The organism is Streptomyces cinereospinus (genome assembly GCF_042430725.1).
GTDB lineage: Bacteria > Actinomycetota > Actinomycetes > Streptomycetales > Streptomycetaceae > Streptomyces > Streptomyces cinereospinus.
The window spans coordinates 20,225-32,609 of record NZ_JBHMCY010000005.1 but is presented as its reverse complement, the minus strand read 5'-3'; the positions used below and the strand labels follow the sequence as shown (position 1 = coordinate 32,609).

At 73.6% G+C, this 12,385-nt stretch carries 13 protein-coding genes; 4 read left to right on the top strand and 9 right to left on the bottom strand.

Translation table 11 applies throughout. The features are described 5' to 3' along the window. Positions 1-213: 213 nt before the first annotated feature. From def to ACFF45_RS03645, 8 genes are all read right to left on the bottom strand, one after another. A complete protein-coding gene (def, locus tag ACFF45_RS03680) occupies positions 214-864 on the bottom strand; it encodes a peptide deformylase (RefSeq protein ID WP_381341776.1) in 651 nt (216 codons plus the stop codon). A gap of 140 nt (positions 865-1,004) precedes the next feature. Further along, a complete protein-coding gene (locus ACFF45_RS03675; protein ID WP_381341773.1) occupies positions 1,005-1,985 on the bottom strand; it encodes a tetratricopeptide repeat protein in 981 nt (326 codons plus the stop codon). Between the two features lie 105 nt (positions 1,986-2,090). Beyond that, a complete protein-coding gene (locus ACFF45_RS03670; protein WP_381341770.1) occupies positions 2,091-3,329 on the bottom strand; it encodes an HD-GYP domain-containing protein in 1,239 nt (412 codons plus the stop codon). Continuing rightward, positions 3,326-4,630 (bottom strand): HD-GYP domain-containing protein, encoded by a 1,305-nt coding sequence (locus tag ACFF45_RS03665; protein WP_381341768.1) that lies wholly within the window; start codon positions 4,628-4,630, stop codon positions 3,326-3,328. The genes ACFF45_RS03670 and ACFF45_RS03665 overlap by 4 nt, the downstream gene beginning before the upstream one ends. Before the next feature lie 157 nt (positions 4,631-4,787). Further along, a complete protein-coding gene (gene rsrA / locus ACFF45_RS03660) occupies positions 4,788-5,090 on the bottom strand; it encodes a mycothiol system anti-sigma-R factor (protein WP_381341766.1) in 303 nt (100 codons plus the stop codon). Beyond that, a complete protein-coding gene (gene sigR, locus ACFF45_RS03655; protein ID WP_381342054.1) occupies positions 5,087-5,770 on the bottom strand; it encodes an RNA polymerase sigma factor SigR in 684 nt (227 codons plus the stop codon). The genes rsrA and sigR overlap by 4 nt, the downstream gene beginning before the upstream one ends. Positions 5,771-6,026: 256 nt before the next feature. Next, a complete protein-coding gene (locus ACFF45_RS03650; RefSeq protein ID WP_381341764.1) occupies positions 6,027-6,674 on the bottom strand; it encodes an alpha/beta hydrolase family protein in 648 nt (215 codons plus the stop codon). Positions 6,675-6,820: 146 nt separating this feature from the next. Next, complete coding sequence (locus ACFF45_RS03645) at positions 6,821-7,636, bottom strand: SOS response-associated peptidase (protein WP_381341762.1); 816 nt, start codon at positions 7,634-7,636, stop codon at positions 6,821-6,823. Between the two features lie 101 nt (positions 7,637-7,737). Here ACFF45_RS03645 and ACFF45_RS03640 point away from each other — a divergent pair, with 101 nt between their 5' ends. From ACFF45_RS03640 to ACFF45_RS03625, 4 genes are all read left to right on the top strand, one after another. Continuing rightward, complete coding sequence (locus ACFF45_RS03640; protein ID WP_381341759.1) at positions 7,738-8,451, top strand: M50 family metallopeptidase; 714 nt, start codon at positions 7,738-7,740, stop codon at positions 8,449-8,451. 86 nt (positions 8,452-8,537) lie between these two features. Further along, positions 8,538-9,854 carry a 3-phosphoshikimate 1-carboxyvinyltransferase gene (aroA, locus tag ACFF45_RS03635; RefSeq protein ID WP_381341756.1) on the top strand — a complete coding sequence of 439 codons (1,317 nt, stop codon included), beginning with the start codon at positions 8,538-8,540 and terminating at the stop codon, positions 9,852-9,854. A 10-nt stretch (positions 9,855-9,864) separates the two neighbouring features. Continuing rightward, entirely contained in the window at positions 9,865-10,875 is a 1,011-nt protein-coding gene (rsgA, locus tag ACFF45_RS03630) for a ribosome small subunit-dependent GTPase A (RefSeq protein WP_381341753.1), read from the top strand. Positions 10,876-11,024: 149 nt separating this feature from the next. Then, on the top strand, positions 11,025-11,348 hold the full coding sequence (locus tag ACFF45_RS03625) for a DMT family transporter (RefSeq protein WP_381341749.1): 324 nt from the start codon (positions 11,025-11,027) through the stop codon (positions 11,346-11,348). Between the two features lie 22 nt (positions 11,349-11,370). Here ACFF45_RS03625 and ACFF45_RS03620 read toward each other — a convergent pair whose 3' ends face one another. After that, entirely contained in the window at positions 11,371-11,982 is a 612-nt protein-coding gene (locus ACFF45_RS03620; RefSeq protein WP_381341746.1) for a TetR/AcrR family transcriptional regulator, read from the bottom strand. Between the last annotated feature and the right edge of the window lie 403 nt (positions 11,983-12,385).

The window sequence follows — 12,385 nt, the reverse complement described above, 5'->3', positions numbered from 1 at the left end:
TTCCATTCAGCACTACAACCGACCCGTCTGGGAACGGATTTGCTGCATTCGCTACTCGAAAGTGCCGGGATCATCCGTTGCCTGACTGGTTCTGGATCACTGGCGACATGCGCCCGATCGAACGTACGAAGGGCAGCCGGAGGACAGACGAAACGGCGCCCGCTCAGGGGCAATTGCCTGAGCAGACGCCGTAGGAGGGCGCGGGGTGAGGTCTCAGTCGTTCGCGACCACGGGGTAGCGGGGCTCGTTCTCGGCCATCTGCCGCAGCGCGTCCTTGCGTTCCCGCTTGGAGAGCCGGTCGATGTAGAGGTAGCCGTAGAGGTGGTCGGTCTCGTGCTGCAGACACCGGGCGAAGTAACCGGTGCCGCGGACCTTGACCGGGTTGCCCCGCTCGTCCTGCCCGGTCACCTCGGCGTAGTCCGGGCGGGCCAGCGGCATGTACGCCGTCGGCACCGACAGGCAGCCCTCGTTGCTGTCGTCCAGCCGGCGCCTGTCGGCGGGCAGTTCGACGAGCTCGGGGTTGCAGACCACACCGACGTGCCGGACGCCCTCGTCGTCCGGGCAGTCGTAGACGAACACCTTCAGGTCGACGCCGATCTGGTTGGCGGCCAGGCCCACGCCCTCGGCGGTGCGCTGGCTGGCGAACATGTCGGCGACCAGTTGCTGGAACTCCTCGCCGAAGTCGGTGACGTCCTTGCACTCCTTGTGCAGCACCGGGTTCCCGACCACGGTGATCGGCCGCGAGGTGCCCCGCTCACGCCAGGCCGCCTCGCGCTCCTCGCACTCCTCGGTGTCGACGACGAATCCCTCGTCGTCCACGGGGAGCACGCCCGCGTGCTGCTGATCGGTGTCCTGCTGCGCCATGACCGACGTACGCCTTCCTGGAAGAACGGGGGGTGTGATGCTGATACAGGGTACGGGGAACGCGCTCCTCGGGGGGCGGGACCGTGTCCGTCCTGCGGGCGCCAGGCGGCCGCGGGGCACGCCTGACCGGCGGACCGGCCTCAGCAGACCTCTTCCAGGTCCCGCCAGTCCCGGGAGTCGGGGCTGTCCGCGACCCACCCGTCCAGCAGTCCCCGGACCAGTGACGCCGGTGCGGCCACCCCGCACTCGCGCTCCGGCACCCACAGCTGCCCGTCCGTGCGATGCCCGAGCGGCCCCGGATGCCCGGGCTCGCTGTGGTCGTGCGGGTCGAGGTGCTCCCCGTCGCCCTCGTCGGCCGGCATCCGCGACTCCGAGCACAGCCGGCACAGCAGCCGCACGGACGAGGACCAGTCCTCCGCGGCGAACCCGGCGTCGGCGGCGAGCTGCTCCAGGGCGTCCCGGTCCGCCTCGGTGGCGGCCTCCAGGAGCACCACCCAGGTGGGCACCGGCGAGGGCGCCCACAGCTCGATCTCGTCGAAGACCGGATAGGAGTGCCCGGCGGCGGTGGTCCGCTCCCCGTGCGGCACCCCGTCGTGCAGCACGACCTCGCCCCAGCGCCGTCCCGACGACGGCAGCGGGATGGACAGCACCTCGATGCGCGCCGGATCCAGCCGCCGCCCCCACACCACCTCGGCCTCGCCCTCGGGCGACAGCCGTACGGCCGCGCTGCCCAGGTCCATGCCGAGCGGCTCCCCGGAGTCCGTGGCCCCGCCCGGCACGTGCAGCCCGTAGGCCTGCCAGGCGCGCCGGGCCAGCGGCCAGTCCTGCAGGGCGGTCGCGGCGATGCCGACGTTCCACCAGTCGGGTGCGCCGGTCTCCCGGTCGAGCAGGGCGACGGCCCGCAGCCCGGCGGCCCGGGCCTGCTCCCAGTCGTGCCGGAACTTGTGCAGCAGCGCGAGGTTGAACCAGGACTCCGACAGCCAGGGCTCCAGATCGGCGGCCCGCGTCAGCAGCGCGCCCGCGTCCTCGTACCGGCCGTCCCCGATGAGCGTGAACGCCCGGTCGGTGGCCTGCCGCCACGAAGCGGAGGGCCGGTGCCGTCCCTTGCCGAAGATCCTCACGATTCCCGCCTGCCAGTTCCGTGGAGTGGGCTGGCCTGTGCCCCCGGACACCCTCTCCTTCGCATCCAACCACGTGCGGCTGGAGGGGCGCTCATTACCCATGGGTTACCCAGCCGAGGGCAAGGTCAGACCCTCTCTCGACAGCACCCGGGCCAGCGCCTCCACGACCTCGGGAGCGTAGTCCCCCGCGGTCCCCAGCCGCAGCTCCTCCAGTGCGCGCAGGGGGCCGCCGGGGCCCGCGTCGCGCACCTTCTCCTCGTAAGCGTTCACCGCCCGCACGATCCGCGCGGCCGGTGGCTGCTCAGGGTACGGATCCGCCTGCCGCTCCACCACCACGGCGACCTCGGCGTCCACCCCGGTCTGCCGCACGACCGCCCCGCCCAGCAGCGCGATACGCCGCTGTTCGGCGCCGGGCAGCCCGGCCGTGGCGCCGGCCGGGACCGGGTCGACCAGGCTGAGCTGGCCGATGTCGTGCATCAGCGCCGCGTACTCCAGCACGGTGAGCTCCGGCTCGCTCAGCCCGAGGTCCCGCCCGACGGCCCGGCTGAGCTCGGCGACCCGGCGCGCGTGCCCGGCCGGGGTGTACCCGGCGACCTCGGTGGCCCGGGCGAGCGAGGCGATGGTCTGCCGGTACGTCCTGCGCACGGCGGCGTACCGGCGCAGGGACACCTGCGCGAGCAGCAGCGGCAGGCAGAACACGGGCAGCGCCCACAGCCCGACGACCGCGACCGCCAGGGCGATCACCGCGCCGGTCGCGCACACCGCCGACCCGATCCCGATCACACACCGCAACGCGTCCCGCAGCAGCGGCCCGAACGGCCAGCCGGTGCGCGAGTGCGCCAGCGCGGCGGCGAGTACGGCGTCGCACAGCGCGGTGAGCGCGAGCAGCGCGACGAGCAGCAGCGCGTAGGCGGGGCCGCTCCAGTCCGCGAACGTGCCGCGGTTGAACAGGGGCTGGAAGCACACGGCGGCGAACCCGACGGTGAGCACCCGCCGGGCCAGGTGGTCGACGGCCGGGCCGCGCCCCCGCGCGACGTGCGGCACGCATCCGGCGAGCGAGGCGGCCAGCACCACGCTCACCACCTGGGCGGCCCCGTGGGTGGTGGCCCGCCCGGCGTCCTCCCCGAGCAGGGCGTACGCCAGCGCCCCGGCGGCCCCGAGCGGCGCGGCCTGTCCGCCCCGGGGTCCGGTCCAGCGGGAGAGCTCGCCGAGGGCGACGAGCGCCCCGAAGGCGAGCGCGGTGCCGCGCTGCTCGACGCCGGTCCGCAGGGTGGTGCCGAGACAGACCAGGGCGAGGAGCGCGGCGGAGCCGTGGATCAGGCGCAGGGCCCGGCCGCGTCTCAACGGTCCGCTCCCGTCCGCCCGGTGACGGGCCGGGGAACCCGCGGGGGGCGCACGCCGTCGGCGGTGACCACGGGGTCCCACCCGGCGCGCCGTACCGCCCGCACCAGGGCGGCGACCATGACCGGGTCGAACTGCCGCCCGGCGCACCGCTCCAGCTCCTCCAGGGCCACCGGAACCGGCCGGGCCCTGCTGTAGGACCGGGTGGACGTCATCGCGTCGAACGCGTCGGCCACCGCGACCACCCGCGCCGGCTCGGGGATCTGCCGCCCCACCAGCCCGTACGGATACCCGCTGCCGTCCAGCCGCTCGTGATGGTGGAGCACGGCGGCCCGGGCCTCGCCGAGGAAGGAGATCCCCCGCACCATCTCGTGCCCGTACTCCGGGTGCAGTTCGATCACCCGCCGCTCCTCGGGCGTCAGCGGCCCGTCCTTGCGCAGCAGCCGCGTGGGCACCCCGAGCTTCCCCACGTCGTGCAGGATCCCGGCGAAGCGCAGCACCTCGACCCGCTCGTCGTCCATGCCCAGCTCGCGCGCGATCATCATCGAGGCCTGCCCGACCCGTTCGCTGTGCCCGCGCGTGTATCCGTCCTTGATGTCGACGGCCTGCACCAGCGCCCGGATGGTCGCCTGATGGGCGCCGCGCTCCCGGTGGTACTGGGCGAACGCCCACCAGGACACGCCCATCGGCAGCAGCACGAGCAGCGCGGCCACGGGCCCGTACGGGCTGCGCCAGAGCACCGCCATCATCAGTCCGGCGAGCCCGTGCACGCCGACCGGCGCCAGCGACCGCAGGAACAGGCCGCGCCAGGCCCGCCGGGCCGGCCGCCGCTCGGCGGCCACGAGGATCCCGCCGTCGAGCACGGTCAACACCGCGCAGAAGACCACCACCGCGCCCGCCGCCGGCCCGAGCGCGTGCGGGACGTCGCAGGCCGCCACGGCGTCCCGCCCGCCCAGCGCCCGAAACGCCCGCCCGGCCGCCCACACGGCGATCACCAGCTCGGCCGCCCGCCAGATCCGGCGCAGCCGGGCCGGGCGCCGCCCGGCCGGTGACAGCAGCGCACCCGGCAGCGCGACCAGCGCGGCGGCGGGCGGGGGCAGCAGGAACACCCCGGCGAGCAGGACGGGGTAGAAGGTGCCGGGGAACCGCCTGCGGGCGAGCCACTCGCCGCCGGCGTAGAGGACGGCGAGCAGCGTCATCGCCCACCAGGGCGTCCGGGGCGCCGGCGGCGGCAGCAGGCACGCCAGCGCGCCGAGGACGACACAGGCCACGTACGCGCGTGCCCGTGCCGGAACCGCTTCCATGAACGACGCCCTCCGCCCGTCCCGTGCCTGTCCAGGCTCCGGAGCCTAGGGCGGCGGGCAGGGAGTGCGGGCCGATGGTCGGCCGATTGACGCGTTCGGGTGAAGAGTGCCTCGCGCCCGGAACGCGCGAGGGATGCGCGGGACGAACGGGACCGCGTCAGGACTCCTGGGCGGTGGCCGTCACGTCGTGTTCGGGCACGGTCTGCCCGGAGCGGATCAGGTCGATCCGCCCCATCACCTTCGCCCGCAGGTCGGTCGGCACGTCGTCATGGCCGCAGCACCGCTTGACCAGCTTCTTCACGGCCTGCTCCAGGCCGTACTTCTCCAGGCACGGCGAGCACTCCTCGAAGTGCTGCTGGAACTTCGCACGGTCGAGGTCCGGCATCTCACTGTCGAGGAACTCGTACAGATGGTCGAGGACCTCACTGCAGTCCGTCTCGTGCGGCTCTCCGCAGCTCATGAGCCCGAGCCTTTCGCTTCGTTCGACTCTCCGGCGCCGGCCGGGACCAGCCCGCGCTCACGGGCGTAGTCCTCGAGCATGCCGCGCAGTTGACGGCGGCCCCGGTGCAGCCGGGACATCACCGTACCGATGGGTGTCCCCATGATGTCCGCGATCTCCTTGTAGGCAAAGCCCTCGACGTCCGCCAGATAGACGGCGATGCGGAACTCCTCGGGGATCGCCTGCAGCGCCTCCTTCACGTCCGAGTCGGGCAGGTGGTCGAGCGCCTGCGACTCCGCGGAGCGCAGACCGGTCGACATGTGCGACTCGGCGCGGGCGAGCTGCCAGTCCTCGATCTCCTCGGCCGCGCTGCGCTGGGGTTCGCGCTGCTTCTTGCGGTACGAGTTGATGAAGGTGTTGGTGAGGATCCGATACAGCCACGCCTTGAGGTTGGTGCCCTCGCGGAACTGGTGGAAGGACGCGTACGCCTTGGCGTACGTCTCCTGCACCAGGTCCTCGGCATCGGCCGGATTGCGCGTCATGCGCAGCGCGGCCGAGTACATCTGGTCGAGGAATTCGAGCGCGTCCCGTTCGAAGCGCGCGCTGCGCTCCGCGGTCGACTCCGCGCCGTTGCCCCGGCCCTCGGGCAGCTCCGCCTGGCCGTTGTCGGTCCCTGCGTCGTTACCGGTGACCGGACCCACCTCCTCAGCAATCCGGGCAGGACCGAACCCGGTCCCACCAGAATCGGAGGATAGACGACGATCCATGCCCGCCGCCGCCCGAACAGGGGCGGTCGTGGCCGCGTGCAGCACCGTCCAGTCCAGGTCAGTACGGCTGCTGCGGCCCGGGCAGAAGGTCGAACCCATGCGGCGGACTTCCTCTCCTACGGCGTCGGTGCTGGTCATCAGCACATACGTCCGCCTCAACAGCGCCCGCGGCCCCCGCATTCCCGGAACGTCACCCCAGGGTCGCGGTCCACCTCACCACCGCGTCCGTGATGATCGCGACAGCTTCCCGGCGGCCGGTCGCCGCCCGTTTCGGCACGGCGAAGCCATGATCGGCACAGGCCACCTCGACCAGCTCGTACGGTCCGTCCGGGAACTCCTCCGGCTTCCCGAACGGGTCGTTTCCCCCCTGGACGACCAGGGCGGGCACCCCCGCGCCGAGCAGCTCCCCCGCGCGGGACTTCTCCGGCTTCCCCGGCGGGTGCAGCGGGAAGCCGAGGGCGAGGACGGCCGCCGCGCCCAGCTCGGCCGCCGTACGGCAGGCCACCCGGGCGCCCGCGCTGCGCCCGCCCGAGACCACCGGGAGCCCCGGTGCGGCCAGCGCGGGCCAGATCCCGCGCCAGCCGGCGTCCAGCGTCCTGGGCGCCGGTGTCACCTTCTTCCCGGCGACGCGCCAGGGCTGTTCCACCCGGGCGACGGTGACGCCGTGCCGGGGCAGGACGTCCGCGAGCGCCACGAGGTCGCGGGCCTCGATGCCGCCGCCGGCGCCATGGCCGAGGGCCAGGACCAGCCTGGGCCGGTCCGCCCGGTGCCAGGTGACGCGGGCGGTGCCCGCCTCGGTCTCGACCGTCTCTGCGGTCGAGGAGGTCGCACCTGTCACGTCGGTCACCTTCGAAACCTCAGACACCTCAGACACCACCTCGGAAGCCTTCAGACACCTCAGACACCACCTCGGAAACGTTGAGACACCTCAGACACCCCAGACACCTCTGGCACATCAGGCACATCAGCACGTCTCGGCTCACGTCAGAAGAGTGTGCCCTCCACCGGCCCCTCCAGCTCCTTCAGCAGCTCCGGGCCGTTGTTGCGGACGTTGGAGACGGCGGTGGTCACCGGGTAGGCGCGCATCAGGCCGGCCGGCGGCGGGGCGAGCAGTTCGCGCAGGTCGTCGGGGTCGGTGCGGGACGGGTCGAGCCAGGCGTCCCAGCGGTCGGGGGTGAGCATCAGCGGCATCCGGGGGTGGATGTCGGCGAGCGCGTACGGGCCCTCGGCGGGCGCCACCGCCAGCGGGCCGCTCTCGGCCTCGGTGGTGAGGACCGAGCAGGTGACCCACCAGGCCTGCGGGTGGTCGTCGGGCAGCGTCCGGTCCCGCCAGAACTCGTACAGCCCGGCCATCGCGAAGACCGAGCCGTCGGCCGGCAGCACGAAGTACGGCTGCTTGCGCGGCCGCTTCTTCTTGCCCTCCACCTCCAGGTCCCGCTCCTGCCTGCCGGTGACCCACTCGTAGTAGCCGTCGGCGGGCAGGATGCAGCGCCGGGCGGCGAAGGCCCGGCGGTAGGCGGGCTTCTCGTGGACGGTCTCGGCCCGGGCGTTGATCATCCGGGCGCCGCCCTCGGGCGTCCTGGCCCAGGACGGGACGAGTCCCCACCGGAGCCTGCGCAGCTGCCGAACCGGCCGCGGGTCGCCGGCGTCCTTCACAGGACGGTCCAGGACCGCGTAGACCTCCTTGGTGGGCGCCACGTTGAAGTCGGGCTCCAGGGTCTCCTCGGGCTCCCACTTCTCGATCTCAAAGATTCCTGCGAGATCCTCGGGCCTACGACTCGCTGCATACCGTCCGCACATACGTGCCACACTGCCAGGCCCACCCGTCGCCCGACCACCACCCCTCGACACGGCGCCCCGCGCCGGCCCTTTCCGACGAGCACAGGGAGCGCCCCGGAAACATGGACAGCACGACAGCCACGACTCTGTGGGACGAACTCGTCGGCACGCAGCCCGACCCCGACCTGTGGGTCGTCCTCGCCACCCTGGCCGCCGCCCTCGCCGTGGTCGTCCCGCACGGGCTGTGGCGCCTCGCCCGCAACGCCGTCACCATCGCCCACGAGGGCGGCCACGGCCTGATCGCGCTGCTCACCGGCCGCACCCTGACCGGCATACGCCTGCACTCCGACACCAGCGGCCTCACGGTCAGCCGGGGCAAGCCGTACGGCATCGGCATGATCCTCACCGCGGCCGCCGGCTACACCGCTCCCCCGCTGCTGGGCCTGGGCGGCGCCGCGCTGCTCGCCACCGGGCACATCACGCTGCTGCTGTGGGTGGCGACGGCCCTGCTGCTGGCCATGCTGGTGATGATCCGCAACGCGTACGGCGTGCTGACCGTCTTCCTGGCCGGCGGCGCGTTCCTGCTGGTCTCCTGGCTGGCCGGGCCCCAGGTGCAGGCGGTGTTCGCGTACCTGGTGGTGTGGTTCCTGCTGCTCGGCGGGGTACGCCCGGCGTTCGAGCTCCAGGCGAAGCGGCGCCGGGGCGGGGCGGGCGACTCGGACGCGGACCAGCTGGCCCGGCTGACGCACGCGCCGGCGGGGGTGTGGCTGTTCCTGTTCCACGCGGTGTCGCTGAGCTCGCTGATCGGCGGGGGGCGCTGGCTGCTGGAGGTGTGAGCGTCCCGCGACGGCGCACCGCTGACTGCCCGACCAGCCACAACGCACCCGCACCCGAACCACCGCCGCCCACTAGAGTGGGGCCCATGGCGCAGAACCTTGCAGACCCCGCCCTCTGGCCCGCCCCGCACGCGCACGGAGCCGTCGACGCGACGGTCCACGTGCCCGGGTCCAAGTCGGTCACCAACCGCGCCCTGGTGCTCGCCGCCCTCGCCTCCGAGCCCGGCTGGCTGCGCCGCCCGCTGCGCTCCCGGGACACCCTGCTGATGGCCGGTGCGCTGCGGGCGATGGGCGTCGGCATCGAGGAGGGCGTGGGCCCGGACGGCACCGGCGAGGCGTGGCGCGTGCTCCCGGCGGGCCTGCGCGGCCCGGCCACGGTCGACGTCGGCAACGCCGGCACCGTGATGCGCTTCCTGCCGCCGGTCGCCGCGCTCGCCGACGGCCCGGTCCGCTTCGACGGCGACCCCAGGTCGTACGAGCGTCCCCTGAACGGCGTCATCGACGCCCTGCGCGTGCTCGGTGCCCGGATCGACGACGACGGCCGCGGCGCGCTGCCGCTGACCGTGCACGGCGGAGGCGCGCTGGACGGCGGCCCGGTCGAGGTCGACGCCTCGTCGTCGTCCCAGTTCGTCAGCGCCCTGCTGCTGTCCGGACCGCGCTTCAACCAGGGCGTGGAGGTCCGGCACACCGGCGCCACGCTGCCGTCCGTGCCGCACATCCGGATGACCGTCGACATGCTGCGCGCGGTCGGCGCGCAGGTCGACACCCCCGAGTCGGGCGGCGAGCCCAACGTCTGGCGGGTCACGCCGGGCGCCCTGCTCGGCCGGGACCTGACCATCGAGCCGGACCTGTCCAACGCCCAGCCGTTCCTGGCGGCGGCCCTGGTCACCGGCGGCAAGGTGCTGATCCCGGACTGGCCGTCCCGCACCACCCAGCCCGGCGACCGGCTGCGGGAGATCTTCACCGAAATGGGCGGTTCCTGCGCACTGACCGACCAGGGTCTGGTGTTCACCGGATCGGGTGCGATCCACGGCATCGACGTGGACCTCGGCGACGTCGGCGAGCTGACCCCCGGCATCGCCGCGGCGGCCGCCCTCGCCGACTCCCCCTCCACGCTGCGCGGCGTGGCCCATCTGCGGCTGCACGAGACGGACCGCCTGGCCGCGCTCACCAAGGAGATCAACGAACTCGGCGGTGACGTCACCGAGACCGCCGACGGCCTGCACATCCGCCCGCGCCCGCTGCACGGCGGGGTCTTCCACACGTACGAGGACCATCGCATGGCCACCGCGGGCGCCGTCATCGGACTGGCGGTCAAGGACGTGCGCATCGAGAACGTGGCCACGACGGCGAAGACCCTGCCGGACTTCCCCGAGCTGTGGACCGGGATGCTCGGGTCGTAGGGATCACGCCATGCGCCGCTACGGCAAGCACACCGACGAGGACGACATCCGCTCCCGCCCCAACCGCAAGGGCAACCGGCCGCGGACGCACATCCGGCCCAAACACGAGGACGCCGCCGAGGGCATGGTCCTCACCGTCGACCGGGGCCGCCTGACCTGCCTGGTCGAGGACCGCGTGGTCACGGCCATGAAGGCACGCGAACTGGGCCGCAAGGCCGCCGTGGTCGGCGACCGGGTGGCCCTGGTCGGCGACCTGTCCGGCGGGAAGGACACGCTCGCGCGGATCGTGCGGATCGCGGAGCGCACCTCGGTGCTGCGCCGCACCGCCGACGACGACGACCCGTACGAGCGCGTGGTCGTCGCCAACGCCGACCAGCTCGCCGTCGTCACCGCCCTCGCCGACCCCGAGCCGCGCCCGCGCCTGATCGACCGCTGCCTGGTGGCGGCGTACGACGGCGGCCTGGACCCGCTGCTGGTGCTGACCAAGTCGGACCTCGCCCCGCCCGGCAAGCTGCTGGAGCTCTACGGCGACCTGGACATCCCGTACGTCGTCACCAGCCGCGAGGAGCTGGAGACCGGCGCGGCGGCGGAGCGGGTGTTCGAGCAGCTGGACGGCAAGGTCACGGCGTTCGTCGGCCACTCCGGCGTCGGCAAGACGACGCTGGTCAACGCGCTGGTGCCGGAGGACCGGCGGCGGCTGACGGGACATGTCAACGCGGTGACCGGACGCGGCCGGCACACCACCACCTCCGCGCTGGCCCTGCCGCTGACCGGCACGGACGGCTGGGTGATCGACACGCCGGGCGTACGGTCGTTCGGGCTCGCGCACATCGACCCGTCCCGGGTCATCCACGCCTTCCCCGACCTGGAGCCGGGCACGGAGGGGTGTCCGCGCGCGTGCGGCCACGACGAGCCGGACTGCGCGCTCGACGCGTGGGTGGCCGGCGGGCACGCCGGCTCCGCGCGGCTGTACTCGCTGCGGCGGCTGCTGGCGACGCGGGAGCGGACGGAAGGGGACTAAGGGGGCTGAGGCCCTCTGGCGCCGCGTCGTCCTCTTGCGGGGTTTGCCTCCCGGCGGGTTCGGTAAGGGCATAATCGCGACAGCCGGACCCCATCCTGACAAGCGCCTGACAAGCGGCACGGTTCGTGGAGAAACGGGGAGGACAGCACATGGCGTGGCTGCTGGTCATCGTGGCCGGGTTGCTCGAAACCGGCTTCGCCGTCTGTCTGAAGCTGTCGCACGGCTTCACCAGGCTCTGGCCGACCCTCGCGTTCTGCGTCTTCGCGCTCGGCAGCTTCGGTCTGCTGACGCTGTCCCTGAAGAAGCTCGACGTGGGTCCGGCGTACGCGGTGTGGACCGGCATCGGCGCGGCCGGCACCGCCATCTACGGCATGGTCTTCCTCGGTGACGTCGTCTCCACGCTGAAGATCGTCTCGATCAGCCTGGTCATCATCGGCGTCATCGGACTCCAGCTGTCCGGCTCCGCGCACTGAGCCCGCCGAGGCGTCCGCGGGCTCACGCCGGCTGCGGGTCCAGGGCGCCGCGCACCAGGTCGGTGACGCCGCGCTCGGCGGGGGCCGCGACGCAGGACAGCGCGAGTCGGACGGCCAGTTCGCAGGAGCGGGTCAGGTCGGCGGTGTCCGCCAGGGACGTGCCGGGTTGGGCCAGCACCGCGACGGCCCGGTCGCGGACCAGGGCCACGAAGTCGCCGGGCGAGGGCAGCGGGCCGTCGGCGCGGCGCTGCGCGGGGACGGCGGAGGAGGACGGCACCGGCGACAGCGTGGGCGAGGGCAGGCGCTCGCTCCAGCAGCCGGTGAGCATGGCGCGCACCAGCGCGTTGTCCCGGGCGGCCACGGTGATCCACTCGGCGGTCGCCAGCAGCCGTTCGCGGGGGTCGTGCGGGTCGCCGGGCACGGTGAGCGCCCGGTCGACGCCGGCGAGGTAGCCGTCGGCCTCCCGGCGCACCAGGGCCCGGGCCAGCCCTTCCTTGCTGCCGAACTCGTTGTAGAGCGTCTGCCGGGAGACCCCCGCCGCCGCGGCCACCTCCACCATCCGCACCGCGGCCCACGGCCGCCGCGCGAGCGCCGCGAAGGCGGCGTCCAGCAGGGACTCCCGGGCAGCAGGCATCGTCGCCTCCCTGGGGGACGGACTTTGCGCCCAGGTTTGACGGCTCCGAGAGCACTGTCAAGGGTGCGCGCAGTGCGTCCGGGCGCATGCGGGGGGGGCGGCTCGTCGGGGCGCCGGGGGCGGGTGCGGGTGCGCCACCGTAAGAAGGGACGGCGGGGGCGCGGGCGCGACCCCGCGACGAGGGCGGGCCGGTCACCGGGCGCGCCCGGTGAGGGGGCGGGCGGAGACGCGGATGTGCCCGGTGAGGGGCGGGGGCCGGGATGCGGGGGCGCACGGTGAGGGGCGCGGAACGGGATCGCGGGCGCACACGGTCAACGGCACAGGACGGGAACGCGGGCGCACACGGTCAGCGGCACAGGACGGGAACGCGGGCGCACACGGTCAGCGGCGCGGGCGGAGGTAT

Excerpts from the sequence above, each read along its gene's own strand:
- def (WP_381341776.1), bottom strand. The coding sequence starts at position 864 with ATGGCGCAGCAGGACACCGATCAGCAGCACGCGGGCGTGCTCCCCGTG.
- ACFF45_RS03665 (WP_381341768.1), bottom strand. The coding sequence starts at position 4,630 with ATGGAAGCGGTTCCGGCACGGGCACGCGCGTACGTGGCCTGTGTCGTC.
- rsrA (WP_381341766.1), bottom strand. The coding sequence starts at position 5,090 with ATGAGCTGCGGAGAGCCGCACGAGACGGACTGCAGTGAGGTCCTCGAC.
- ACFF45_RS03645 (WP_381341762.1), bottom strand. The coding sequence starts at position 7,636 with ATGTGCGGACGGTATGCAGCGAGTCGTAGGCCCGAGGATCTCGCAGGA.
- ACFF45_RS03640 (WP_381341759.1), top strand. The coding sequence starts at position 7,738 with ATGGACAGCACGACAGCCACGACTCTGTGGGACGAACTCGTCGGCACG.
- aroA (WP_381341756.1), top strand. The coding sequence starts at position 8,538 with ATGGCGCAGAACCTTGCAGACCCCGCCCTCTGGCCCGCCCCGCACGCG.
- rsgA (WP_381341753.1), top strand. The coding sequence starts at position 9,865 with ATGCGCCGCTACGGCAAGCACACCGACGAGGACGACATCCGCTCCCGC.
- ACFF45_RS03625 (WP_381341749.1), top strand. The coding sequence starts at position 11,025 with ATGGCGTGGCTGCTGGTCATCGTGGCCGGGTTGCTCGAAACCGGCTTC.
- ACFF45_RS03620 (WP_381341746.1), bottom strand. The coding sequence starts at position 11,982 with ATGCCTGCTGCCCGGGAGTCCCTGCTGGACGCCGCCTTCGCGGCGCTC.